The organism is Saccharothrix sp. NRRL B-16314 (assembly GCF_000716595.1).
Lineage (GTDB): Bacteria > Actinomycetota > Actinomycetes > Mycobacteriales > Pseudonocardiaceae > Actinosynnema.
Window position 1 is genome coordinate 91,706 of record NZ_JNXC01000009.1, and the last position, 24,933, is coordinate 116,638.

General features: G+C 68.1%; 28 protein-coding genes and 1 tRNA gene. 23 read left to right on the top strand and 6 right to left on the bottom strand.

Going from position 1 to position 24,933, the window contains the following annotated elements:
* Positions 1-49: 49 nt before the first annotated feature.
* Positions 50-661 carry a TetR/AcrR family transcriptional regulator gene (locus OQ02_RS16750; protein ID WP_033439375.1) on the top strand — a complete coding sequence of 204 codons (612 nt, stop codon included), beginning with the start codon at positions 50-52 and terminating at the stop codon, positions 659-661.
* A gap of 167 nt (positions 662-828) precedes the next feature.
* Here the strand turns inward: OQ02_RS16750 and OQ02_RS16755 are convergent, their stop codons facing one another.
* Positions 829-2,415, bottom strand: coding sequence for a S8 family peptidase (locus OQ02_RS16755; protein ID WP_033439376.1), 1,587 nt, complete (start codon positions 2,413-2,415; stop codon positions 829-831).
* Positions 2,416-2,786: 371 nt separating this feature from the next.
* Positions 2,787-3,092 (bottom strand): hypothetical protein, encoded by a 306-nt coding sequence (locus OQ02_RS16760; protein WP_156077092.1) that lies wholly within the window; start codon positions 3,090-3,092, stop codon positions 2,787-2,789.
* Positions 3,093-4,373: 1,281 nt separating this feature from the next.
* On the opposite strand from OQ02_RS16760, the gene OQ02_RS42440 reads away from it, so the two are divergent.
* Positions 4,374-5,585, top strand: coding sequence for a pentapeptide repeat-containing protein (locus OQ02_RS42440; RefSeq protein ID WP_197043373.1), 1,212 nt, complete (start codon positions 4,374-4,376; stop codon positions 5,583-5,585).
* Positions 5,586-6,015: 430 nt separating this feature from the next.
* On the opposite strand, the gene OQ02_RS42445 is transcribed toward OQ02_RS42440, so the two are convergent.
* The gene (locus OQ02_RS42445) at positions 6,016-7,242 is read right to left on the bottom strand and encodes a helix-turn-helix domain-containing protein (protein ID WP_081915711.1); all 1,227 of its coding nucleotides are present in this window, start codon (positions 7,240-7,242) and stop codon (positions 6,016-6,018) included.
* 121 nt (positions 7,243-7,363) lie between these two features.
* Between OQ02_RS42445 and OQ02_RS16775 the strand changes: the two genes are divergently transcribed.
* Entirely contained in the window at positions 7,364-7,567 is a 204-nt protein-coding gene (locus OQ02_RS16775; RefSeq protein WP_033439378.1) for a hypothetical protein, read from the top strand.
* Between the two features lie 12 nt (positions 7,568-7,579).
* Here OQ02_RS16775 and OQ02_RS16780 read toward each other — a convergent pair whose 3' ends face one another.
* Entirely contained in the window at positions 7,580-7,921 is a 342-nt protein-coding gene (locus OQ02_RS16780; RefSeq protein ID WP_033439379.1) for a helix-turn-helix domain-containing protein, read from the bottom strand.
* Between the two features lie 161 nt (positions 7,922-8,082).
* On the opposite strand from OQ02_RS16780, the gene OQ02_RS16785 reads away from it, so the two are divergent.
* The 18 genes from OQ02_RS16785 to OQ02_RS16860 all read left to right on the top strand — a co-directional run bounded on the left by OQ02_RS16785 (position 8,083) and on the right by OQ02_RS16860 (position 21,017).
* The gene (locus OQ02_RS16785) at positions 8,083-8,457 is read left to right on the top strand and encodes a hypothetical protein (protein ID WP_033439380.1); all 375 of its coding nucleotides are present in this window, start codon (positions 8,083-8,085) and stop codon (positions 8,455-8,457) included.
* On the top strand, positions 8,457-8,894 hold the full coding sequence (locus tag OQ02_RS16790) for a hypothetical protein (protein WP_033439381.1): 438 nt from the start codon (positions 8,457-8,459) through the stop codon (positions 8,892-8,894). The genes OQ02_RS16785 and OQ02_RS16790 overlap by 1 nt, the downstream gene beginning before the upstream one ends.
* The gene (locus OQ02_RS16795; protein ID WP_033439382.1) at positions 8,891-9,361 is read left to right on the top strand and encodes a DUF3307 domain-containing protein; all 471 of its coding nucleotides are present in this window, start codon (positions 8,891-8,893) and stop codon (positions 9,359-9,361) included. Before OQ02_RS16790 ends, OQ02_RS16795 begins: the two co-directional genes overlap by 4 nt.
* 183 nt (positions 9,362-9,544) lie before the next feature.
* The gene (locus OQ02_RS16800) at positions 9,545-9,865 is read left to right on the top strand and encodes an RRQRL motif-containing zinc-binding protein (RefSeq protein WP_156077093.1); all 321 of its coding nucleotides are present in this window, start codon (positions 9,545-9,547) and stop codon (positions 9,863-9,865) included.
* 48 nt (positions 9,866-9,913) lie between these two features.
* Entirely contained in the window at positions 9,914-10,123 is a 210-nt protein-coding gene (locus tag OQ02_RS16805; protein WP_033439383.1) for a hypothetical protein, read from the top strand.
* 98 nt (positions 10,124-10,221) lie between these two features.
* Positions 10,222-10,389, top strand: a complete 168-nt coding sequence (locus OQ02_RS43810; protein ID WP_156077094.1) for a hypothetical protein — start codon at positions 10,222-10,224, stop codon at positions 10,387-10,389.
* A complete protein-coding gene (locus tag OQ02_RS16810; RefSeq protein ID WP_033439384.1) occupies positions 10,382-10,663 on the top strand; it encodes a hypothetical protein in 282 nt (93 codons plus the stop codon). Before OQ02_RS43810 ends, OQ02_RS16810 begins: the two co-directional genes overlap by 8 nt.
* The gene (locus tag OQ02_RS16815) at positions 10,660-10,902 is read left to right on the top strand and encodes a hypothetical protein (protein WP_033439385.1); all 243 of its coding nucleotides are present in this window, start codon (positions 10,660-10,662) and stop codon (positions 10,900-10,902) included. The genes OQ02_RS16810 and OQ02_RS16815 overlap by 4 nt, the downstream gene beginning before the upstream one ends.
* Positions 10,899-12,119: a hypothetical protein gene (locus OQ02_RS41010; RefSeq protein WP_051772421.1), complete on the top strand. Its 1,221-nt coding sequence runs from the start codon at positions 10,899-10,901 to the stop codon at positions 12,117-12,119. The genes OQ02_RS16815 and OQ02_RS41010 overlap by 4 nt, the downstream gene beginning before the upstream one ends.
* On the top strand, positions 12,116-14,383 hold the full coding sequence (locus OQ02_RS41015) for a hypothetical protein (RefSeq protein ID WP_051772422.1): 2,268 nt from the start codon (positions 12,116-12,118) through the stop codon (positions 14,381-14,383). Before OQ02_RS41010 ends, OQ02_RS41015 begins: the two co-directional genes overlap by 4 nt.
* Positions 14,384-14,675: 292 nt before the next feature.
* The gene (locus OQ02_RS43815) at positions 14,676-14,849 is read left to right on the top strand and encodes a hypothetical protein (RefSeq protein WP_156077095.1); all 174 of its coding nucleotides are present in this window, start codon (positions 14,676-14,678) and stop codon (positions 14,847-14,849) included.
* Between the two features lie 36 nt (positions 14,850-14,885).
* Complete coding sequence (locus tag OQ02_RS16830; protein WP_033439386.1) at positions 14,886-15,791, top strand: hypothetical protein; 906 nt, start codon at positions 14,886-14,888, stop codon at positions 15,789-15,791.
* Between the two features lie 99 nt (positions 15,792-15,890).
* Positions 15,891-16,541, top strand: a complete 651-nt coding sequence (locus tag OQ02_RS16835) for a hypothetical protein (RefSeq protein ID WP_033439387.1) — start codon at positions 15,891-15,893, stop codon at positions 16,539-16,541.
* A 34-nt stretch (positions 16,542-16,575) separates the two neighbouring features.
* Entirely contained in the window at positions 16,576-17,460 is an 885-nt protein-coding gene (locus tag OQ02_RS16840; RefSeq protein ID WP_033439388.1) for a bifunctional DNA primase/polymerase, read from the top strand.
* Complete coding sequence (locus tag OQ02_RS16845) at positions 17,457-18,350, top strand: DNA cytosine methyltransferase (protein ID WP_051772423.1); 894 nt, start codon at positions 17,457-17,459, stop codon at positions 18,348-18,350. Before OQ02_RS16840 ends, OQ02_RS16845 begins: the two co-directional genes overlap by 4 nt.
* Positions 18,347-19,309, top strand: a complete 963-nt coding sequence (locus OQ02_RS16850) for an AAA family ATPase (RefSeq protein WP_051772424.1) — start codon at positions 18,347-18,349, stop codon at positions 19,307-19,309. The genes OQ02_RS16845 and OQ02_RS16850 overlap by 4 nt, the downstream gene beginning before the upstream one ends.
* Positions 19,310-19,458: 149 nt before the next feature.
* A complete protein-coding gene (locus tag OQ02_RS16855; protein ID WP_033439389.1) occupies positions 19,459-19,647 on the top strand; it encodes a helix-turn-helix transcriptional regulator in 189 nt (62 codons plus the stop codon).
* Entirely contained in the window at positions 19,647-21,017 is a 1,371-nt protein-coding gene (locus OQ02_RS16860; RefSeq protein ID WP_033439390.1) for a tyrosine-type recombinase/integrase, read from the top strand. The genes OQ02_RS16855 and OQ02_RS16860 overlap by 1 nt, the downstream gene beginning before the upstream one ends.
* Before the next feature lie 47 nt (positions 21,018-21,064).
* Here the strand turns inward: OQ02_RS16860 and OQ02_RS43820 are convergent, their stop codons facing one another.
* Together OQ02_RS43820 and OQ02_RS16865 are read right to left on the bottom strand one after the other, a co-directional pair.
* Positions 21,065-21,796: a hypothetical protein gene (locus OQ02_RS43820; protein ID WP_156077096.1), complete on the bottom strand. Its 732-nt coding sequence runs from the start codon at positions 21,794-21,796 to the stop codon at positions 21,065-21,067.
* Between the two features lie 409 nt (positions 21,797-22,205).
* Positions 22,206-22,280, bottom strand: a tRNA-Arg gene (locus OQ02_RS16865).
* Between the two features lie 65 nt (positions 22,281-22,345).
* On the opposite strand from OQ02_RS16865, the gene OQ02_RS16870 reads away from it, so the two are divergent.
* Both OQ02_RS16870 and OQ02_RS16875 read left to right on the top strand, forming a co-directional pair.
* Positions 22,346-23,935 (top strand): SDR family oxidoreductase, encoded by a 1,590-nt coding sequence (locus OQ02_RS16870; protein WP_051772425.1) that lies wholly within the window; start codon positions 22,346-22,348, stop codon positions 23,933-23,935.
* 43 nt (positions 23,936-23,978) lie between these two features.
* Positions 23,979-24,926: a cation diffusion facilitator family transporter gene (locus OQ02_RS16875; protein WP_033439392.1), complete on the top strand. Its 948-nt coding sequence runs from the start codon at positions 23,979-23,981 to the stop codon at positions 24,924-24,926.
* Positions 24,927-24,933: the final 7 nt, after the last annotated feature.

The window sequence follows — 24,933 nt, forward strand, 5'->3', positions numbered from 1 at the left end:
ATCCGGGCAACACGATCCGGTTCGTCTCCCGGCCGGTACCATCACGGCCGTGCGAGCAGAGCGAAGCCCCGATCCAGCCCGGCGCAATCCCGAGTCGACCAAGGCGATCCTGGAAGCGGCGTTGGCCCTCGCCCGCGATGAGGGCTGGACCGGGGTGAGCATCGAGGGCATCGCCGCCCGCGCAGGGGTGGGCAAGCGGACCATCTACCGGTGGTGGCCGTCGAAAGGCGCGGTCGTCCTCGATGCCTACGTCTCGCGGTTGAGGGACACGCCCCACATGAGCGCGCAGGCGGCGTCCACAGAGGACCTCCGGGCCGACCTGGTGCTCATGCTCACCGAGACCTGGGGCATGGTGAGCGACTCGCTGCCGCTGCTCGCCGCTCTCATCGGCGAGGCCCAGCACGACCGTGACCTGGCCGGGCAGCTCTGGGAACAGCTCATCGCGCCCTCCAGCGAACCCGTCCAGGCGCGCATCAGACTGGCGCAGGACCAAGGCGAGATCACCGCGGACGTGGACCCGTTCCGCGCCGCCGAACTCGTCTACGGCCAGATCTACCTGCGGCTGCTCGTCACTCCCAAGCACCTCGACGCGAACTTCTTGGAGGACTGCGTAGACCTTGCGCTCCACGGGCTCCGCGCACGACCCGACGCCTCACCGTGAGCGTGTGCCGGGGCGGCGCCACCGCCGCGCCGGCCGGAGCGGCAGAGGTTCCGTGCGAGATGGGCCGGATCGCACCTCGGCCCGAGGTCAAGGTGAAGCGCCCGGCCGGGTGGTCCCGACCGAGCGCTTCACGTGTGTCCTGACCGCTGCGTCGCAGCGGCGTCACCTCACAGCTGAAGGGTCCAGTTGTTGAGGTAACCGGTGTCGCCGGAGGCGATGTCCTGCACCCGCAGGCGCCACGTTCCGGAGCGCGCTTCACTGGACAGGTCCACGGTCGCGGTGCCGTAGACGTTGTCGGCGCTGTCGCTGGAGCTGGAGTTCTTCAGGCGGTAGGCGCTGCCGTCCGGCGCCACCAGGTCGATCACCAGGTCACCGCGGTACGTGTGCACGATGTCGACGGTGACGGTGCTGCTCGCCGACGCGTTGCCCGTGCAGGAGATGCCGATGTTGCTGTAGACCGTGGTGTTGTCCGGGATGTTCACGTTGGTGCCGTTGCTGACTGCGGCGCACGTGGGCGACGGGGTGGTGCCGTTCATGAACGCCGTGTAGAGCAGGCGGTTCGGGGAGCCGGTGTTGATGCCGGTCAGCTTGTTGGTGGACGCGTTGTTCACCAGCGCGCTGTGGACTTGGGCCGGGGTGGCCGTGCGGTTCTGCCCGAGGTAGACCGCCGCCGCGCCCGCCACGTGGGGCGAGGCCATCGAGGTGCCGGTGATGGTGTTGGTGGCGGTGGTGCTGGTGTGCCAGGCGGAGGTGATGCTCGTGCCCGGCGCGAAGATGTCGACGCAGCTGCCCCAGTTGCTGGAGCTGGAGCGCGTGTCCGTGCTGGTCGAGTTGCCCACCGTGATGGCGGCGCTGACGGCCTGCGGGCTGTAGTAGCACGTGTTGTCGTTGGAATTGCCCGCCGCCTGGACGAACTGCACGCCGCTGGCGATCAGGTCCGTGACGGCCTGGTCGGTCGCCGGGTCCGAGCAGCGCTGCGAGCAGCCGATGCTGTAGTTGACGACCGCGGGGCGGGGCGCGTTGTTCTTCACCCAGTTGATGCCCGCGATGATGTCGTCGTTGCTGCCGCTGCCCTGGCAGTTGAGCACGCGGACCGCGGAAATGGTCGCGGCCTTGGCCAGGCCGTAGGTCCGGCCCGCCGCCGTGCCCGCCACGTGGGTGCCGTGGCCGTTGCAGTCACTGGGGTTCGAGTCGTTGTCGACGAAGTCGTACCCGGCGGCCATGCGGCCGGTGAACTCGGTGTGGCTCGCGTTGACGCCGGTGTCGATCACGACCACCCGCACGCCCTGGCCGGGGTTGGCGGGGTAGGTGAAGGTGCTGTCGAGTGGACGGTCCCGCTGGTCGACGCGGTCCAGGCCCCAGGTGGCGTTCGTCTGGGTCTCCGAAGCCTTGACCTCGTAGGCCTGCTGGACGTAGGCGACGTTCGGGTTCTTCGCCATCGCCTGTGCGGCCTGCTCCGACATGTCCGCGGAGAAGCCGCGCAGCGCGCTGTCGTAGGTGTGGCGGATGCGCCCGCCGTGTGCTCGAAGCATGTCGTCCGCGGAAGTCCGGACAGCTGCGGTTCCCACCGCGGCGTCCTTGAAGACCACCACGAACCGGTCCTTCACCGGGGCCTGACCGGGCGCGGCCCGCAGGATGGCCGCGGATTGCGCCGGTTCGGCTTGGGCGGGGACGGCGAGTCCCGCCACCCCCGATGCGGTCGCGACCGCGAGCAGCGACACGCGGACCGCGCGACGCCGAAGGCTGTTCGCCATGTTCGTTTCCTAACGATGCAGGGTTGGTTGCGTGGAGTGGTCCCCCAGTCCACGCAACGCGGAATGATTACAGCCTTCGGCGGACACCGGGACCGACGATCGGAGGGTTGAACGATGCAGGTCGACAGTCCGGCGGCGCGTAACGCCCTCGGCGCAACCAGCCGTGGAGCGCCGGATACGACCGGACACGGCCGGATGTACGAGTAAGGCCCTTGACCGCCTTCACGCTGGTCAAGGGCCTTTACGTAGTGGTCGAACGATGTGCCTTCGGCAGGATTCGAACCTGCGCTCCCGCCTCCGACAGCGTCTTGGGATGGATACCGTGCCCGCCTCGGGAGGGCGGGTTGCTGCGGCCTGGTAGGTCGGTGTGCCTAGGCTGCGCGTGCTGTTCCGCCGCTGGTCTTCCTCTTATCGCGGTCGACGAAGCCGGCCATGGCGATGAGCAACCCGACTCCCAACAGCGGGTAGGCCCACATGCGGCGAGCCGATGTTGCGGCATCGCACTTGTCCACCCATTCGACCGGCTGGCCACCGGGACCTCTGACAAACCCGGTCCCGCATGTGAACTCGCCAACGTTGCTGCTGCTGGGGACGATGGTGACGTGCTCAACGAGCCCGAGGAATCCGATGACGACCATCAGCCCGCCCGCGACGAACAGGTAAGTGCGTAAGGACACGATGCCTCCGGTCGTAGTCACCCATCGGGGAAGTCGTCTACCCACCTGCTCGTGTTACCGGTCCTCCTCATCACTTTTGAGGACCACTCAAGCCGGCTCACATCGGGAAGCGGGTGAGACGGCACCACCGCGGTAGGGCGGATGCCGCCTGGTGAGACAGGCCGGACAGTACTCGCCGCGGGAGAGCACTCCGCCGGGCGGCCCCTCGGGCTCGGTGCCACTGCACAAGCGGTTGTAGCAGCTTGGAGTTGATCACGGTGCCTTCACGTCGGCCCTGAGCGCGGGGGTGCTCCAGGCCGATTACCCATCCGTCTGAGGACAGGCGCTCTACGGTCGTCTCAGCGTCACGCCCAATTTTGACTTGTCCACCGGAGCTGAGGGGTATCGACGTGGTTCAACGGGGGAGTGGCCGCGGTGACGGTCGTGGAGTGGGCTGGGCACTCGGTGGAGGTGCTGCTCAAGATCTACGCCAAGTGCCTCGACGGTGAGGCGGCAGCGGTCAGGCAGCGGGTTGACGCTGCTCTCGGGCACCGACCGGGCGGCTGGAACTTTGGCCCGTATTCGGCCCGGACAGACGAGTAAGGCCCTTGACCGCGTTCACGCGGGTCAAGGGCCTTTTCGTAGTGGTCGAACGATGTGCCCCCGGCAGGATTCGAACCTGCGCTCCCGCCTCCGGAGGGCGGTGTGACTACCCATTGAGTCGAGCGCTCTACCAGCATAAACAGTAAAGTGATCTTGTTTTAAAGAGCTACTTTGGCCCGTATTTGGCACAGGTTGGCGTCGTACCGACTGCTGGGCGCGCCGGTCAGCCAAGTGCAAGCGGCTGTAACAGCAAGGAGGGTCAGCAGGGCGACGTGGTGACTCGCTTGCTGTGCTCACAGGGGTATCCCAACCCATCAACCGCGGCTCGCGCACCGCTCTGCGGCCGTCTCAGCGCTACGCGTAGGACCCTGTGCAGAGATCGGTCCGCCCGCTGCCGTGAACGCCGGGATCGAGCGCAGACAAGCGTGTAGAGCAAGAGGAGCTTCAACACGCCCCCGACTGTTACAGCGCTCTTAGATCAGTGGGGTGGGACAGCGTCCGCCTGGGGAGACAGCTGCTGCGGCTTCGTCGGACAAGCAACAGGCGTGCCGGATTTCAACGTGCCGATGTCGCCCCCCCTTCGGTAGCAAGAACGGCCTGCTGCGCGATAATGTAGGTATGCCCCCTTCGCTCGACGGTCGAATCTCTGCCTTCAAGGCTAGGGAAAAGTCTCTCCTACCTCGTTGGGCCATGCTAGTAGTGGCCATTGTTGTCATGTTGTTTACCGCTGCGACCGGTCTAGCTTTGTGGTGGTGGGTCGGACGCCAGGGAATTCAAGGCAAAGAACTCATTTCCATGCGTCTCGACGCGGTTAAGGTGGCTTCAGCAACAGCGATCGGCGGAGGCGGATTATTTGCCTTGTATCTGACTGCACGCCGACAGCGTACGCAAGAACTCGAACTAGATCAGCGAAGAGATGAGTTTCGTCATACTGAGAAAGATGCCGTCGAGCGGCGCATTACCGAACTTTATAGTAAATCTGTTGAGCAGCTTGGCTCTGATAAGGCATCGATCCGACTTGGTGCAATGTATGCACTAGAACGCCTAGCTGATGGAAACCCGGACCATCGTCAAACGGTAATTAGCATGCTGTGCGCGTACCTTCGAATGCCATTCATGCAGCCAAGTGTTAGCTTCCCGGTTGAATCGGCCGAACTGGCGGCAGGCGCTATCGATAAGGTCTTGAGGCAAGAATATCAAGAAGTTATCCAGGAGCGTGAGGTTCGCATGACGGCTCAGCGAATCATAGCCGATCACCTTCGAATGGAAAGGTATCGACTGGAGAGGCGACACTCTGTATCTCGCTACTGGGATGGGGAGTTTTACCTCGATCTTACAGGTGCGACTCTGATCGATTTAGACTTGAGCGGGTGCAGGCTTTCAGGGGCGATATTTGTCAACGTAGTATTTAGTGGAAGTGTGGAGTTTGTTGGCGCACTCTTCAGTGAATGTAATTTTCAGGGCGCTCTTTTTGAGGGTGTTGCATGGTTCGAAGCCGCAGAATTTGATGGCGACTCGGGCTTTACACAAGCCAGGTTTAAAGGCGAGTCGAACTTCGGGGATGCAACGTTTCGAGGCGTTGCAAGTTTTAATGAAACTAGATTCGACGGCGAAGCGGACTTCGGTTCAGTGATTTTTGAGGCCGCATCCTTCCGTGGCACCGTCTTCAACGGACCTGCATACTTTGGTAATGTGGTTATCTTGGGGGCAACTTTTGAGGATGTGACGTTTGCTCACCATCCAACATTTGTCAAGGCTTTTGTTGGGCGCAATTCCCTCAAGGCTCCAATGCAAGCCTTGGGGTGGGTCGTAGACGAAACTGCTTCTGTAAGCATTGAAGGTCATGAAGGGTTGTGGGCCCCGCTAGTTCCTGTCCCCAGCGTCTTGAGTTCAACACCAATAAGGAGGTGATCACCAGATTGTATTAACGGGTCATTTCACAAGGGTGAGAGTGCGTAGAGGTGCCCGCTCTAGGGGAGCTGCGGCCTATAGCGGCAGGTGGACAGCGCTCGGCTCGGGAGGGCGGGGTGCCGCCGGCAACTCCGGGGGCGGGACAGCACCCGCTTCGGGAGGGCGGGTACCGGGGTGGGGCAGGTGGGACAGGTGTCCCGCAGGCTGTCCCACCTAGGAATCGCTGGTCAACCGCTATGGCGAGACAGGTGGGACAGGTGGGACAGCGCTCGCCTCGGGAGGGCGGGTCCCGCTGACTGTCCCACCTCGGAACCGCTGGTCAACCACTATGGCGGGACAGGCGGGACAGCACTCGCCTGTTCGGGAGCCCGGCGGGCACCACGCCACTCCGGGCTGACGGCACCACGACAGCGTTGAACTAGCGCGCTCGTCAACTTCCGTAGGCGCGCAACTCTTCGCGAGCGTCGGCCGCTTGCTGTGAGCCGTTGAATTCCTCGTGCTCCAAGAGGGCAGCCAAGTTCGATACGCGCTTAGATATCCACGATATCTGACGTTCTGGTGGCAACTCCAAGATCGGGCGCACGGCGTCCATTGCGCCATCCAGGTCATGGAGGCGAATCCTTGCCGTAGCCAGATAAACATGAGCAAGTGCTTCATCGTCAAGGGAGCGCTGTTCGGGCGGTTCATGCTCCCATGCCGCGATGGCGGCCTCTGCACTTTTCTCCGCGCGCTCCAGTGCAAAGCGCTCAGGTAGCCACATGAGGGATGAGCCGCCGTAATACCACTGCTTTGCGCGCGAGAATCCGAACAGGCCCTCAAGTGAGTCCAGGCCGATTGTTTCGCGCGCACGTTCCGCTGTGTCCAGGTACTCGATTGCGTGCACGGTGTCGCCCATGTTCGCTGCGCACTGAGCTGCGCCGCTCAGTAGCCGCAGGATGGAGGTACCTTGCCCCGCGTAGCGCAAACCATCTTCAATAAAGGAGGTTGCGGCCTCCCACTTCTGGTCAAACCGGGCGATGAGCGACTGCGTTCCCCTGACCCATGCCTTCAGCTCGCTATCCTCGGCCATGTCAGCCATGTGCCAAGCTGTCTCGATGTGGGTTCGAGCAATATCGGAGCGTCCAAGGTCGAGAGCGGCATAGGACAGGATTCCCGAAACCCGGCCAAGGCCCAAGTAGAGGTCCATCAATTCCCGTGGGCGGACCGCACCCACCTTGGCCCGCATGGTCAGTTCACGACTGACATCCATACCCTGTTCAAGCATTGGGCGTGCTGGGCTTGCGAGGTACCCAATGGCGAGTTGTTCAACAACATCCTGTAGTGAATCGAGATCACGTTCGTGGACGCGTGTTGCGATCAAAGCATTGGAATCGCGAGCCGACGCGACTAATAGACTGGCCACTCCTTCGGAGTCCTCGCGCTCGCGCTGACCGGCATCCCACGCGCGTACAAGAGCGCCATCGGCCTGCAAGACGACATCAGCTTGCGCAGCCCACGATCGGGCAGGCCAGCGCCTGCCCGCCTCGACATTGTTGATCCACCCTCGGGAGACGAACGTGGCTGTCCCCAGCATCGCCAGCGACATGGAGCGTGCGGTGCGTAGTTCTGCCACTTTGCGGGCGAAGCGCGTCTGAGCTGCGGTTTCTACGCCGGACACATCCCCTCCTCTGTCTCCAACTGCGCCCCTCGCGCCGTTGGAGACACCGATTCCCTTCCGCCATCAGCCGTGACGGCAGATGGTTAAGACACGACAGCAGTACGTGACTGGGGAGGATCGCATGGCACGCAAGGCCATGATGCCGATGATGGGTGGAACTGGACAGGGCGGCAGGAAGGCCGCGACTTCAGTCGTTCTGGTCTTGCTGATGGTCCTGGTGCTGCGCGACCCTGTGGGCTCAGCGCACGTCGTACAGCAGCTCGCGAATTGGGGCGGCGACGTGCTGGACGCGCTCGGCACGTTTGGGACAGCAGTGTCCAAGTGAGCCGTGACCCGGTCACGACTCGACGTTCTGTGCTGCCTCGACCTTTGCCAGCCTGGTTCGGACGTCTTCGAGTTCGGCGCGAAGGTCCGCGACCTCGTCTCGAAGGATCGCTGTCGGATCGGAAGGCGCTTGTTTCCCGGACGACAGTGCTTCGAGGTAGCCAGGCTGCCAGTGCAGCGCCACGGACACCGCCGCAAGTACGGGTGCCCCGCGGTCCGCTGGCTCAGCCTTCTGGAGCTTCCGCAGTGTCGCGACGCTGACGCGTGATGCTTCGGACAGCCCCTTCTGTGTCATGCCGAGTTCCGCCAAACGGGTGTTGATGGCGTCGGCTACGGCCTGCCAATCCTTGGGCACATGACCTCCCTGTGGGTCCTCTCACCAGCGCTAATTCTAGCGCTCTGATCACCCTTACGCCTCCACCCAGACGAGTCGCGCCTAGATAAGCGCTTGTAAGAGCGCTCGTTCTAGCGCTAGCTTGCTCGTACCGCCCCGATCGACCGACGAAGGGACCTTCGATGAACGACCAGATCAACTACCCGGATGGTTTGACCGCCGAAGCGTTGCAGCTGCTGGATGCGCAGGTGTCGGTGGAGATCGCGGTGGCCGAGCCGACGTCGGGGCTGTTGGACGGTTCGGCGCGGGAGCGTCGTAACCGGCGCATCCTGGCCCGTGCGCTGGCCGGTATCACCCCGAGGTACGGCAGTGTCAGCGTGGACCAGGCCGCGGCCGAGCTGGAGGACGCGAAGCAGTCGGCGCGGCCGGTGGCGATCGCCACGGCGTTGCCGACGCCGGTGTTCGGCCAGTCGAAGGGCAAGGGCCGTAAGGCGCGTCGCAACGCCGCCCGTCGTGCGGCCCGTCGTGCCGCTGCGGTTGTGGAGCAGGTCGCGTGATGGGCGCCGGGGTGGACGTGGTGGCGGCTCGTGCGGCGGTGACTGCGGCGGTGCTGGCCGAGTACGCCGGGCGGTTGGACGGGGTGTGCGCGGTGAGCGTGCGCGAGACCTGCAACCTCAGCGACCCCGGCGTGTCGTTCCAGATGTGGGACGCGCACCCGATGCGGTCGGTGGAGCAGTTGGCGCGGGCTGCGCTGGCGCTGGGAATGGCGGAAGTCCGGCTGGAGCCGTCGTCGGCTTCCGTGCGGGTCGTGGCGGTGGCCGAGGTGTCCACGGCGGCCGGTACCGCGCTGGTCGAGTTGTGGGACTACCTCTACGAGGCCGCGATCGGCCAGGTCGCCGCGCTGCTGGGTGTGGAGCTGTGCCCGGACACCGACCCGGTGTACGTCACCGCCACGCACCTGCTGCGTGTTGTCGAAACGGCGGTGTCGGCGTGACAGGGCTCGACACGTTGGCCACGGCGGTGACGTTCGCCGCGACGCTGCCCGCGCTCCTGGTGGCGCACAACGTTGCCGACCACTGGGTGCAGACCGAAGCGCAGGCCGCGCACAAGGGGCAGCGCTCGACCGCGGGCCGGTTGGCGTGTCTGCGGCATGTGGCGTCCTACACGCTGGTGACCGCCGGGACGGTGGCGTTGCTGTGGTGGCTGCTGGACCTGCCGATCACCCTGCTGGGGTTCGTGGCCGGGCAGCTGGTGTCCGCGGTGACGCACTACTGGGCGGACCGGCCCCACAATCTGGCCCGTCTGGCCAGGCTGTGCGGCAAGCGCACGTTCGTCACCTTCGGCGCACCGCGTCCCGGCCGTGACGACAACCCGTCGCTGGGCACCGGCGCGTACGCGCTCGACCAGTCCTGGCACGGGCTGTGGCTGGGTGTCGCCGCGCTGGTCACGGCGGTGGCGTGATGGCCGGATCGACGGCACCGAAGTGCGTGAACTGCGGACGGGTCGAGCGGCGCAACCACTGCCCCGAGTGCGGGGGCTGCAAGGTGTTGGAGTCGCACCGCAACACCTGTTCCAAAGACCAGGCGAACAACCTGGCGGGTCGGTGACATGGGCCGCCGGTTTCCGTGGGTGAAGGTGGAGTCGGTGCCCTGGGCCACCGGCACGGTGCTCACGCGCGGCACGGTGGACGGGTTGCCGTTGCTGACCTGGGGCCGCGCCCCGCGCGACCGGCTGGCCACCCGCCGGCAACTGCGGACGCTGGGCCTGCGGCCCGGTGGTGCCGATCCGGTCGCGGTGCTCTACGTGAAGCACCGGGCGTCCGGGCGCCGGAACTTCGCAAGCCTCTACCTGATCGACCGCGCCATGCCGGTCCGGCCGATGACTCCCGCCCGGTGGGCCGCGCTGGACAAGGCCAACCGCGCCCGCCTGGCCCGCCGGTACACGCAGTACCGCGACGCCGCCTGAATCACTCTCTTTTCCTTTCAAACCAACGTTTCCGAGGAGAACGCTGTTATGGCGAAGGGCATCTATCGCAAGCGCATGGGCGAGATCCGGCGCGGCGACGTGGTCGCCGGAGCGGCCGAGGGTTGGTGGCGCGTGACGAGCGTCGACCACGACCGCGGTTCGGGGACGGTCGTCCTGTTCTGCACCAACACCGTCACCGGCCGTGCCGGGGAGTTGTACGGCAACGCCCACGACTTCCGCGACCTCGTCGCCCTCTGACTTCGCCCGGACCGGCGGCCTGATCCCGCCAAGAACCCGCCGCCGGTCCGGTCCACCCCAACACCGCACCCGAGGGTGCGGGTCAGGAGAGCTGAAGCATGTCCAGCCCAACGACGACGCGCAAGACGTCGGTGGTGGAGTCCACCGCCCGCGCCCGCTACGAGTCCACCCACCCCGGCCGGTCCTGGCACGACGCCCCGGCCTACCTGCGTGACCGGGTCCGCCTGGTCGAGCGGCAGCGGACGGGGGCCGCCGACGATGAGTGAGCCGCTGGCCGTTCCCGCGCCGTTACTGCTGTTGGTCGCCGTCCTGGCCCTGGTGGCGGTGGTGATGCTGTGGAAGCTGCTCATGGTCGCCGGCCTGATCGGCCTGGCGCAGTGGGCCGTGATCACCCAGACCGAAGACCCGACCGCCGTCCTGGTGGTGGTCGGCGTGCCCGCCCTCGTGCTGGCCGTCCTGCTGCGCCGCGCCGCATCCCGCACCGGTCCCCGCGCCGGACTGTTCCCCCGTTCCGCCCGCCGACTGGAGGTGATCCGATGAGTTTCAGCATCCCGACCGACGCCGCCGCGCTGACGGACCTGGTGGACGGCATCAACGCCCGCCGTCCCGCCCCCGGCGCCACCGACACGGCGCTGATCGAGCACTACAGCCACGCGGCGAACGCGCTCTACCTGCTGGCCTGCGACCTGCCCAAGGACGACAACACCACGGCCATCGCGATCGCCCTGGCCGACATCTACGTCGGGACCGCCGACCTGATCGAGGAGGCGTCCCGATGAGCACGTGGGCCGACAACCGCCGTGCCGACCAGGCCGCCCGCGCCGAACGGGAGCGTGCCGACAAGGCGCTGATGTTCGAGCAGCGCCGCGCCGACGAGGCCGCCCGCGCCGAGCGCAGGCGGGCCGACCAGGCCGCCGCCGCCGAGCTCTCCCGGCAGGCCAAGGACGCCGCCCGCGCCCGCCGCACCACGACCGCCAAGGCGGTTGCCGGGTGGGTGTCGGCGCACACGATCGACCTGTTGTTCGTGCCGGTCATCCTCGTTCCGGCGCTGCTGGCCTGGTCTGCGATCGCCGGGTTCGGCCACGACCTGTACGGCGCGCCGGGCTGGACGATGCCGCTGTACTCGGAAGCGGCGATGTGGGCGTTCGCGTTCGCCCTGTCCGCCGCCCGCCGCGCCGGCCGTCCGGTGCGCCGACTGCTGGTCGGGTTGTGGTTCTCCGCCGCGGTGTCCGCGACGCTGGCGTTCCTGCACGGGCTGACCGCCACCGCCGGGAACGGCGCGGCGACCGGCAGCGTGACCGACGGCGTTGTCATGGCGATCGTCGCGGTCGGCGGGGTGGTGGTGCACCAGTTGGTGGACACCGCCGCCACCGCCCCGCCGCGCCCGACGCGGGAGCAGCGCGCCGCCGCCCGGTTGCAGCGCCTGGCCGCCAGGCGCGTGCACGAAGTGCGGCGTGCCGCCCTGCGCCAGGCCGCCGCCGAGCTGGCCGCGGACGGCACCGCCATCCTCGTGCACCGGCCCGGCCTGGTCGTGCTGCGCCGCCGCTTCGGCCGCGTGCGCCTGGTCCCCGCCACTGTCGCCGGACTGCCCGTCGCCACCGCCGACGACGGCGGTATCGGTGACGCCCTGGCCGCCGAGATCGGTGAGTACCTGACCGCCCTTCCCGCCCTGCCCGCGCCGCGCGACACGACCGCCGCGCCGGCCCCGACCACCCGGCCCGACACCACCCCGACGACCGGTGCGCCGTCCGGCGCGCACCGGTCGGGAAATGCGGAAACCCCCGCCGCGCCCGACACGGCCAAGATCGCGCGCTACGTCGGCCGCACCCGCGCCGCGATCGACGGCGGCCGGCTGCCGGAGCGGCCCTCGCAGACCGAGGTGCGCAAGTTCCTGCGCTGCCGCTCCGAGGACGCCGCCGCCGTGCACCGCGCCCTGTTCCCCACCCGCAACGACGGCCCCGACGACGGCGACACCCGCCAGGAGGTGACGGCATGACCAGCCCCCACGAGCACGACGAACACCGGGCCGACGACGAGGGCCAGGACCACGACAACGTGGTGCACCTGCCCGTGCGGCGTTCCGCGGACACCGACACCACCGGCCCGACCGGCCTGGAGCCCGACGACGCGATGGTCGGCGAACTGCTGACCGCCGAGGAGTCCGCCGAGCTGGACCGCCGCATGGCGGCACAGCGGGTGCGCGACGCCGCCGGCGCGGTGGTCCGGGTGGTGCGCACCGGCGCCACCCACGACCGGACCCGCCAGGCCGGCCGCGCCGTGGTCCGCACCGCCGGCTACGCCGTCGCCGGTTCCCGCATCCGCCGCGCCGAGCGTCGCGCCCGCCGGCACCACCTGGACCTCGAACAGGCCATTACGACCTTGCGCGTGAACGCCAAGTCCGCCGAGGACTTCCACGTGCTCAAGGAGTTGGAGGAGACGTTGGAGCGCGCCCGGACCGGCGGGGCGCAGCGCGGGCGGGAACGGCGGTTGGAGATCCTGCGCTGGTCCGGTGGCGCGGTGGTGCTGCTGGCGTCCGGGCACGTGCTGTTCCTCGGGTACTCCGCGGTTCAGACGGTGATCGGCGCTGCGTCGCTGACCGACCGGTGGAACGCCACCGTGGAGTTCTGGGCCACCGTTGTCGAGCTGTCCCCGCTCGGCGGCTACTGGTGGGCCTGGGCCGTCGCGGGCGCGGCCACCTGGGCCGCGCGGACCATCCCGGTCGGGCGTGACCGCGGAACCCTGCCGATGTGGGTCGGGGATGAGCGGACTGTGCCGGCGGACGGGCGCGACATCATCCCCGACGAGTCCGCGGTGCTCTCCGCACTGCGTCACCTGTCCGGGCTGCCCGCGCTCAAGCAGGCGTTCAAGGAGGGGTGGGGCCGGTCGATCACGCCGACGTGGATTCAGCCCCCGCACCGTGACGGCAAGGGCTGGCGGATGCAGCTGGTCATGCCCAAGGGCGTGCCGGTCGAGGAGATCGTCAAGCGCAAGACCGTGTTCGCGCACAACCTCGTGCGGCTGCCGGTGGAGGTGTGGCCGTCCGAGCCCAAGGAGCAGCCCGGTGTGCTGGACCTGTGGGTGGCCGACCAGGGCGCGCTGTCCGGTCCGGTGGAGTCCTGGCCGCTGCTGACCGGCGACGGGCCGACGGACTACTTCACGTCCATCCCGGTCGGGGTCAACATCCGGGGCGAGGTGATCCGGGCGCAGCTGTTCGAGAAGAACTACGCCGCCGCCGGACTCATGGGATCGGGCAAGTCGTCGCTGTTCATCACCCTCGTCGCCGGCGCGATCCTGGATCCGCTGGTGGACGTGGACGTGTTCGTACTGGCCGAGAACTTCGACTACGAGCCAATGACGCCGCGGCTGCGCACCCTGCGCACCGGCGCCGACCCCGACACCGTCAAAGCCTGCCTGGACACCCTGCGGGAGCTCTACGCCGATCTCGACCTGCGCGGCAAGGCGCTGCGCGAACACCAGGAACGCAAGGTCAACCGCAGGATCGCCGAACGGGACCACCGGCTGCGCCCCCGCGTGGTCGTCATCGACGAGTGTCAGGCCCTGTTCATGCACGAGGAGTACGGAGAGGAGGCCGCCGACGTGGTCACCAAGCTGATCAGCGCCGCCCGCAAGTACGCCGTGACGCTCATGTTCGCCACGCCGGAGGCGTCCACCGCGTCGCTTCCGCGCAAGATCATGGCGATCACCTCGTGCAAGGCGTGCTTCGCCATCGGTGACCAGCAGTCCAACGACGCCATCCTCGGGACCGGCAGCTACAAGGCCGGCATCTCCGCGGTCAGCCTGGAACCCCGCACCGACGAGTCCCCCGGCGACGTCGGCACCGCCATGGTGCGCGGCATCATGGCCACACCCGGCCTACTGCGGTCGTTCTACCTCGACCCCGCCGAACTTACCGGGGTCACCGACCGCGCGATGGACCTGCGTACCGGTCACGTCCCCACCCCGACCGGCGACGACACCACCGACGTGGTCGACCACCTGGCCGACTTCGCCCACGTCCTGGGCACCGACAAGCGCGTGCGCACCGCCGTGCTGCTGTCCCGTCTGGTCGAGTACCGGCCCGACCACTACGGCACGTGGACGTTCAAGACCCTGCGGCCCGCCCTGGAAGCCGCAGGAGTGCCGGTCCGCAAGAGCGACGGGGACAGCGTCGTCCGCGCCGACGACCTCGCCCACGCCCTCACGGTGCGTGAACAGGAAGCCGCCGACGACACCGACCCCGACACCACCGGGCAGGACTGAAAACCACCGCGACCGGCAGGGAAGCACACAGGGAACCGACCGAAGGACAGGGAAAAATCCCTGACCGCTTCCCTGACCCTTCTTCCCTGCCCTCACCAGTATCGACACCAGCCAGGGAAGATCCACAACACGGCCGTCCGACCAGCCCGAACCGGCCGAAACACGGCCCCTGCTTCCCTGCCCGCATCTTCCCTGACCACCCCCGCCCGACTCGCCCGGCACCGCCGGCCGGTGGACCGGGCGCACTTCCGCACACCCACACACCGTCACACACAGTCACAGGAGCTACGGCATGGCACGACAGATCATGCACCGCGGCAAGCGCAGCTGGTGGAACGGAACCGTCACGACCCTGTGCGGTCTGACCCTGCCCGGCAACACCACCGAAGGCGTCTGGTTCCCCGCCCTATCCGGGCACAAGCCCTGCCCCGCCTGCGAAACCGTCCACAACCGACAGCGCCGCTGACCGGGGCAAAACCCAGGCCAGGCAAGGGGACGTGACATGTGCAGAGCAGGGGGCCGCCGCTGCCCCAACGCCGGCGGACACGCCACGCAGAACACCCGACAGGCCGTCTCCCGCGCCCGCAAAGCCCTCCGGGAAGCCAAGGAGATCGGCAACCCGACCGCCGTCGACACCGCCCGACAACGACTCACCGACGCCCGAACCGCCCACCAGGAAGCCAAAGACGCCGTGAATCACCACCACGACGAGGGCCAGGACCACGCCACCGACCCATCCACAACCGCAGACCAGGGCGGGGACGTGACACCCGAAGCCCCCGCCGGACCTCCGACCACACCGCCGTCCACACCGGACACCACCGGGCACGGCCAGGACCACGACGACGACGGGTTCAACCACGTCGGCACGGTGACCGGCACCGTCCATACCCACGGCGACGTCGTCCACCACGGCGACACGATCCGCATCCGCACCACCGGAAATCGCGACGCCACCCCGACCGGCCACGACCCCGACCGCGACGCCCGCCGCGCACAACGGGACGCCCGGAGGGCGGAACGCGACGCCCGGCGCGCGGAACGGGACGCCCACCGCGACAGGCCCCGGACCGTGGGCGACGTCCACCAGTTCCGCTACATCCGGCACCACGACGAGCGACCCACGTTCACCGACCACACCGCCCGCGACCGTGACCACGACACCGCACCCCGAGGAGGGGACGTGACCGACAACCCCGCCACGAACGCCGCCGCCGCACCGTCCACACAGGACCAGGTGACCACCATCAGCGTCCGCGTTCAGGGCACCTGCCCCGACGGCCACCTCGTCTTCTACAACCTGCCCGTCAAGGTCGTCCCCGGCAGTCACCGCGGCTTCGCCACCGCAACCACCCACTGCCCGAGCTGCCGCCAGCTCGTATCCATGTCCGGCCAGTACACCGCCTGACACACCACACAACCCCTGGTCGCGCCGGGGACGTGACCAGCCACCGTCCCCGGCGCGGCCCACCACTCCACACCCTTCGCCACCACACGGGAGTCACTCATGGACAACCGGCACACCACCAGCACGACCGGATGGAGCCTGGTCACCGTCGCCACCGGGCACGGGACCACCCGGACCCTGCCCGCCGAACCGGCGGCGCCCGGCCTGGTCATCGTCCCCGACCACGAGCCGGACCTCCCGCGCTGGACCGACGGCTACCGGGTGGTCCACCAGGCCAGCGGCACGCCGGTCTCCCCGTCCGGCCTGCGCCTGGCCCACGCCCGCGAACTCGCCCACGCCCTGGCCACCGGCGCGGACTGGACCCGCCCGGCCGGCGAGCTGCACACCGACCCCGACGTCCACCGCCACACGGACCTCGTGCTGTTCGACCTCTCCACCGCCCGCGACTTCGGCGGCCCCGTCTTCTGGGCACGCCGAAGCTGGCGACAGGTCCACACCCGCACGGGACACCACCTGTGGGAACTGGCGTGCGGCGTCCCGTTCTGCACGGCCGGTGACGACACCGGCCCCGCGGTACTGACCGACCCCACCGACGACAGCGAGCACCCACAACCCCTCCGGAACGCCGACCAGGTCCCGCTCATCGTCCACGCCCGCGCGGACGGCTGGCGCCAGGACGCCACCCGCGTCAACGCCCAGCAGTGGATGTGCCCCTACTGCGCCGACTACCACCCCCGCACCCACGACTGACCCGCCCGTACCCCGCCACCCGGAGGAGACAGTCATGTCGGATCGCAATGACCTGCTGACCGCCGCGTTGGGCACCGCCGCGCGCGGCTGGCCGGTGTTCCCCCTCGTGCCCGGCGGCAAGCGCCCCGCCGTCAAGAACTGGGAGCAGCGCGCCACCACCGACCCCGACCGCATCCGCCGCTGCTGGACCCACGGCCCCGCCTACAACATCGGCCAGGCCACCGGCCCCGCCGGGCTGCTCGTGGTGGACCTCGACGTGGCCAAGCCGGACAAGCCCGACCCGGATGGGTTCCGGCACGGCCTGGAAGTCCTGGCGCTGCTCGCCGACGACGCCCGCCAGCCGCTGCCAACCGACACGCGCACCGTGACCACCCCGTCGGGCGGCATGCACCTCACGTTCACCGCACCGGCCGAGGTCGAGTACCGCAACACGGCCGGGAAGCTCGGACGCCTGATCGACACCCGCGCACACGGCGGTTACGTCGTCGCACCCGGATCGGTCATCGACGACCGCACCTACGACGTCACCAACGACGCGCCCGTGCTGCCCCTGCCCGCCTGGATCGGCACGTTGCTGCGCCCCGCCCCTCTGCCCCCACCGCCACCGGCGCCCGTCCCGCTGCGAACCTCGGGCGGCGACCGGCGCGGCAAGTACCTACGGGCCGCGATCGACGCCGAGGTAGCCCGCGTGGAAGGGGCGACCGGGGGAGAGCGCAACGCCGCCCTGTACATCGCCGCCCAAGCACTCGGACAGCTCGTCGCCGGTGGCCAGCTCACCGAACACGAGGTACGGGACACGCTGCTCCACGCCGCCGCCGGACACCTGGCCGTCAACGCCTACAGCCACAACACCGCCGACAAGACCATCACCAGCGGCCTGCGGGCCGGAGCCCGACGACCCCGGAAGGTCGCCGCATGACACGCCGGTACCGCGTGCTGGACCTGTTCTGCCGGGCTGGCGGCGCGTCGGCCGGCTACCACGCCGCAGGGTTCGACGTGACCGGCGTGGACATCGACCCACAGCCGCACTACCCGTTCCCGTTCCTCCGGGCCGACGCGCTGACCGTCGACCTGGACGGCTACGACCTGGTCACCGCGTCCCCACCGTGCCAACGCTGGTCCCAGGCCACACCGGACGACCGGCGCGAGGACCACCCCGACCTGGTCGACCCGATCCGGCGACGACTGCGTGATGCCGTGCGTCGGGGGGACATCCTCGGGTACGTCATCGAGAACGTCCCCGGTGCGCCGCTGATCGACCCGATCACTATCTGTGGGCACACCCTGCGGTTGGACGTGCGGCGGCACCGGCTGTTCGAGTCCAACCTCCCTCTGCACGGCACGCCGTGCCATCACGACGCGGGAGTACGGGCCGTGCCGGTCTACGGCGCGTACGGCCAGCGGATCGGACGAAAGCCCGTCGACGGGGAAACGTCACGGGGCACGACAGCGGACCGGGGGCGGGCCGCGATGGGCATCGACTGGATGCCCTGGACCGACCTCACCCAAGCGATTCCGCCTGCCTACACGGCCTGGATCGGCGTGCAGCTCATGAGCCACGCACTCCGCCTGCGGCCGGTGACGCAAGAGCCCAGGGCGCAAACGTCACGCCCTACCGGTGACGGTTCCCACCGGTGGAAAGCGTCACGCGGTGACGCAAGCGCTGAGCTCAGGGATTCCGTCACCACCCGTGCCTGCCGCTGCGGCCGGCCGCTCACCCGGCCCGCCACCGGCAGGTGGCCACGCCACTGCTCGCACGCCTGCCGACAAGCCGCCTACCGCGACCGCACGAAAAGGGACGCAGCATGACCACCCCGACGCCACCGGAGAACCACGAGCCGTTCGCCGACTCGTGGACCGCAGACCGCCTCATGAACACCGACTTCCCCGACCCGAAATGGGCCGTGCCCGGTGTTCTGTGCGAAGGCGTGAGCCTGCTGGCCGGACCGCCCAAGGTCGGCAAGTCGTGGATGTCGCTCGGACTCGGGCTGGATATCGCCGGTGGACGGCCCGCGTTCGGCTCGATCGACACCGGACCCCCGGCACCGGTCCTGTACCTCGCGTTGGAGGACACCGCCCGCCGGCTGAAGACCCGCATGGGCAAGATGCTCACCGACACGAGCGCCCCGCGGCTGCTCACCCTTGCCACCCAGTGCCCGCCGTTGCCCCAGGGCGGCGACACCGCCATTGCCCGATGGTTGGACCGCAACCGGTCTGCGCGACTCGTGGTCATCGACGTGTTCGCCCGTGTCCGTGGCAGCGAGCCCGGCAACATCCAGCAATACGACGCCGATTACCTCGCCGTCGGACGCATCAAGCGCGTGGCCGACCACTACGGCGTGGCCGTGGTGCTCGTCCACCACGTCCGCAAAGCCGTCCACGAAGACTTCCTGGCCACCGTGTCCGGAACCAACGGCATCGCCGGAGCAGCCGACGCCGTGCTCGTGCTCGAACGGGCACGCAACAACGCCGACGGCGTTCTCCACGTCACCGGCCGCGACGTCGAGGAAGCCGACTACGCCTTGAGCTTCGACCCCGGCACCGGAGCGTGGTCCATGCTCGACGGCCCCGCGATCGACCACACCGTCGGCGACACCCGCAAGGCAATCCTGCGCTACCTGCGCGAACACGCCGGAACCACGCCCGCCGAAATCGCCGGCGGCATCGGCGTGGACGCCGGAACCGTCCGCAAGACCTGCTCCCGCATGCACGACGCCGGACAACTCACCAAAGACGCCACCAGCCGCTACTTCGCACCCCTGCTCTGACCAGGTGGGACAGCACAACCGACCAAGTGCTGTCCCACCTGTCCCACCTGTCCCGCTACCCCACCTGACCAGCACAAACCAGGTGGGACAGGTGACACGCGCACCTGTCCCACCTGTCCGGGCACCACACGCACGAAAGGGCCAAGCCGATGGGGGCACCACGCGAACGGCTCAAGGTCGCCGAGTTCTGCAAGGAGATGGGCATTTCCCGCTCCACTTTCTACGAGTGGAAGGCCAAGGGTCGCGCACCACGCTGCCGCAAGCTCCCTAACGGGGAACTCCGCATCGACCGCGCCGACATAGAACTCTGGTACGACTCTTTGGAGGTCGCGGCCTGATGAGCACCACCTACGACGTGCGGATTCACCAGACCGAGGTCTACAAGGGCAAGCGTACGACCACTTTCTACGTCCGGTGGACGGTGGCGGGGAAGCGGCGGCGCGAGGGGTTCCGGGCGAAAGCCCTCGCCGAGAGCTTTCGCGCCGAGCTGGTCACCGCAGCCCGGCGCGGTGAGGCGTTCGACGTGGACAGCGGCTTGCCGATCTCGATGCGGCGCGAACAGCAGGACATGTCCTGGTACGAGTTCGCGTGTGTGTTCGTGGACATGAAGTGGTCACGCGCGGCAGCCACTACCCGCCGCACGAACGCTGAGGCGTTGACGGCTGTTTCAACCGCCCTTTTCACCACCGACCGGGGCAAGCCGGACGACAAGTTGATCCGGTCCGCGCTGTGCCGATGGGCCTTCAACACCAACCGCCGCAACGATCCGAACCAGCCTGGCGACGTCGCGGCGGCACTGCGGTGGCTTGAACGGCACACACAGCCGGTGGTGGCACTGACCAAGCCCGAAGTCTTGCGGCCCGTGCTCGACGGTCTCACGGTCCGCCTGGACGGTCAGCCTTACGCGCCAAGTGTGGTGAACCGCCGTCGCAAGATCCTGTCTACCGCGATGGAGTACGCAGTTGAGCGGAAGTTGCTGACAAAGAATCCGATTCCCGCGCTGAAGTGGACGGCACCCAAGTCCGTGCACGCGGTGGACCGGCGGTCGGTGGCCAACCCGGTACAGGCTCGAACGCTGTTGACCGCTGTGGGCACACACCAGCGCAGCGGCCCCCGCCTGGTGGCGTTCTTCGGATGCCTCTACTTCGCCGCCATGCGGCCGGAGGAAGCGGTTGCACTGGCCAAGCACAACCTGTCCCTACCGGCCGAAGGGTGGGGAGAACTGACCATCGACACGGCCGAGCCGCACGCGGGGAAGGAGTGGACCGACAGCGGCGCGAACCGCGACAGGCGGCAGCTCAAGCAGCGGGCACGCGGCGAGACGCGCACAATGCCCTGCCCGCCCGAGCTGACTGCTCTGCTGCACTCCCACATCCGGCAGTTCGGCACGGCGGCGGACGGTCGGCTGTTCACCGGCGAGCGCAACGGCCAGGAGCTGCCGAAGCTCACCATCGTCCGAGCCTGGCAACGCGCCCGCGCTGAGGTGTTCACACCGGAAGTGGCCGCCACGCCGCTCGCGGGCACGCCGTATGACCTGCGGCACGCGGCGGTGTCGACGTGGCTTAACGGGGGAGTGCCTGCGGTGACGGTCGCCGAGTGGGCGGGGCACTCGGTCGAGGTGCTGCTCAAGATCTACGCCAAGTGCCTGGACGGAGAGGCGGTGACAGTGCGGCAACGCGTGCAAGCTGCTCTCGGGTTCAGGGAGTAGGAGTTTGAAGCAGGCTCGGTGCCTGCGCCTTGGCGCAGGCACCGAGTTCACGCTCTCACGCTTTGTAGGTTTTCGTGCTCTTCGCCATTCAAATCGCGCCAAGTAATCCTGATCACTAGATTCGACGTGGCTTCCATGTGCACGAGTAGATCGAATCGCGCAGGTGCGCCCGGTACTAGGTAGTCTACGGGCTCCAACTCCCCGATGCTTGGTGGTGTCCAATCTGTTGGCTTGGGGTCAGGTTCCACCCACTCAATCCGCACATCCTCTGCTGTTTCGCCTCCGACATTGGATAGTTCGAGGAAGTGGCTTGTCTGAATCCTTGGACGCCCTTTCGGGTCGAACCTTTGCTGTCGCTCTTTGATGACGTTGACTACAGGGCGCGCAGGATTCGACGGTGGCCGTGGCGAGCTGCTCAGGTCAGGGGTGGGCAGCTCGAAGCGCTCTCTTACAATGCGCAGAAGATCTCGCTTGATCTGCTGTACCAATTCGTCAACCTTCTCGTACTCCTTGTACAGTCCCCAAGTCTGCGCTCGCGTCTTGAACGCCTTAAGGGCTGTAAATTGATCATCCTGAACGCTACTCAATGCCACGGGCTGATTTGAGAAGTAAAGGAGGGCTGGCTTATTGGCATCTGTTGTACGTTCGAGTTCGTGAACTGTGGCTGGCGTGCCGTCTGGCAGAAGGGTACCAATGCGGGTCCAGAAGACGCCTACTACCACGTCGGCATTGTCGACAATCTGCGCGTCTAGCGCTTCTTGGGGTGCAGTGCCGAGCACGGGGTAACTGTGGGTCTCCCACAGGACGGGCAGAAGAACCACTTGAACTGCGGACGCGTGTTCATCGTTGAACTCCCACAGAGCCCGCCGGAGAGCTTCCCGCTCCGCTGCGACATCACTTGGTGACGCTATGAGCACGGAGACGACATGTGCAGGAAAGGGCATGAACCATCCTTGCGCGGTGCAGGGCGCAGTGAGACATCCGTTCGCAACTGCCACCCCTTCGTGGCACGCCGTGGCGCAGGAGCGGTGCGGTTCGGTCCGGAGGTGTCAGGTTCTGCCGAACTTTGGCCCGTATTTGGCCCGGACGCCCGTAGACGGCCGGACCTCACCGGACACGGCCGGACATACGAGTAAGGCCCTTGACCGCGTTCGCGCTGGTCAAGGGCCTTTTCGTGGTGGTAAGAGATGGTGCCCCCGGCAGGATTCGAACCTGCGCTCCCGCCTCCGGAGGGCGGTGCTCTATCCCCTGAGCTACGGGGGCCGCAGCTACGGGTGGAAGCTTAGCGCACTGGGCCGAGGGGTTTTCACCCCCTACCCTCCTTGCTTGTGGAACCGGTGCGCGAGCGTTTCGTCCAAGTCGGTGACCTGCGGCTTCGGGTGTTGGAGGAGGGGGTGCTCGGGGGGACTCCGGTGGTGCTCGCGCACGGCTTCCCGGACAGCTCCGACGTCTGGGCTCCGGTCGCCCGAAAGTTGGCGGAGCGGTTCCACGTCATCCGGTACGACGTGCGCGGCACTGGGGGGTCCGGGGCTCCGGGGCGCGGCCACCGCGGGTACTCGATGGAGTTGCTCGTCGACGACCTGGCCACCGTGGTGCGGGAGGTGGCCGGTCGGCCCGTCCACCTCGTCGGGCACGACTGGGGGTCGATCCAGGGCTGGGCGGCGGTGACGGCGCGGCCGGAGCTGTTCCTCTCGTTCACCAGCATGTCGGGACCTGATCTGGGTCACGTGTCCGACTGGGTGCGGCGCAACCGGTGGCGGCCGTGGAAGGTGTTCGGGGTGCTCCAGCGCTCCTGGTACATCGCCGGGTTCAAGGTGCCGGTGGTGCCGGAGCTGGTGTGGCCGGCGGTGCGGGAGCGGCTGCACGCGGGGCGGCGGGAGTGGGTCAACGGGCTCGGCCTGTACCGGGCCAACTTCGGACGACGGTGGCGACCGGCACCGGTGTCCACCAGGGTTCACCAGATCGAGTTGACGCAAGACCCGTACGTGGCGCACGCGCACCTCGAGGCCGCCGAACCCTGGGTCGCCGAGCTCAGCCGCAGCGTGCTCCACACCGGTCACTGGGCCCAGCGCACGCACCCCGACCAGGTCGCCCGGCACATCGAGGACGCGATCGACAACCGCAAGCGGAAGCGCCTGGTGGTCGTCACGGGCGCCGGCAGCGGCATCGGACGGGCCACCGCGCAAGCCTTCGCCGACCAGGGGGCCGAGGTGATCGCCCTGGACGTGGACGAGGCGTCGGCCGAGGAGACGGCCGCGCGGACGGGCGGGCACGCCTACCGCCTCGACGTCACCGACCGGGTGGCGACGGACCGGGTCGCGGCCGAGATCAAGGCCCGGCACGGCGTCCCCGACGTGGTCATGGCGAACGCTGGCATCGGCGTGGCGGGACCGTTCCTGCACACGTCGGAGGAGGACTGGCGGCGGGTCGTCGACGTCAACCTCTGGGGCGTCGTGCACACGCTCAGGGCTTTCGCCCCGCAGCTGGTGGACCGGGCCGAAGGCGGCCACCTGGTCGTCACGGCCTCGGCCGCCGGCTACTTCCCGACCGCCGCCCTGTCCGCCTACTCCACCACGAAGGCCGCCGTCCTCATGCTCGCCCAGTGCCTGCACGCCGAGCTGCGCGGGCACGGCATCGGCGTCAGCGCGATCTGCCCGGGCATCGTGCACACCAACATCACCACCACGTTCACGTTCGCCGGCAAGAGCCCGGCCGAGCAGGAGGAACGACGCCGAGCCGCCACCAGGGCCTACCGGCTCAGGGGCTTCAGCCCGGAGAAGGTCGCCGCCGAAATCCTCGAAGCGGTGAAGGAGGACCGGCTCGTGGTGCCCGTCACGGCGGAGGTGAAAGCGGCGCACCTGGGCAACCGGGTCGCGCCGGCGCTGGTCCGCGCGGTCGGGCGGCTGTGGCGCCTCTGACGTACCGGTTGCACTCATGCGCATACGACTATATGTTCGCGGCATGGGTCACGGACACGGCCACGGCGGGTCGTCGAGTGGGAGCGCGCTGAACGGGGGCGCGCTGAGCGGAAGCGCCAAGCACCTCGGCCGACTGTGGATCGCCTTCGGCATCGGGGCGGCCTTCATGGCCGTCGAGTTCGTCGTCGGCATCGCCACCGGCTCGCTGGCCCTGATCTCCGACGCCGCCCACATGCTCACCGACGTCCTGGGCGTCGGCATGGCCCTCGCCGCCATCGTGCTCGCCCGCCGCGCGCACCAGAACCGGGGCGGCAGCCGCACGTTCGGCCTCTACCGCGCCGAAGTGCTGGCCGCCCTGGCCAACGCCGTGCTGCTGTTCGGCGTCGCCGCTTACGTCGTCTACGAGGCCGTCGGCCGCTTCGGCAACCCACCCGAAGTCCCCGGCCTGCCCGTCGTCCTGGCCGCCACCGCGGGCCTCGTCGCGAACGTCGTCGCGTTCTTCCTGCTCAAGGAAGGCGCGAAGGACAGCATCAACGTCCGGGGCGCGTACCTGGAAGTCCTGGCCGACCTCATCGGCTCCGTCGGCGTGCTCATCAGCGGCGTCGTGACGTTGGTCTTCGGCTGGCGCTACGCCGACCCCGTCATGGGTGTCGCGATCGGCCTCTGGGTCCTACCCCGCACCTACAAGCTCGCCGCGAGCGCGCTGCGCATCCTCTTCCAGCACGCACCGGCACGCCTCGACGTCGCCGAGGTGCAGGCCGAACTGAGCCGCCTCCCCGGCGTGGCCGAAGCGCACGACCTGCACGTCTGGACGCTCACCTCCGGCATGGAGGTCGCCTCCGCGCACCTCACCACCCGCGACCACGTCGACCCGGCCGAGGTGCTGCACGCCGCCCAGGCCCTGCTGGCCGAGCGCTACCACATCGAGCACGCGACGCTCCAGGTCGAACCAGGAGATTCCGCGCAGAGGTGCCGCGAAATCTCCTGGTGACCACAGC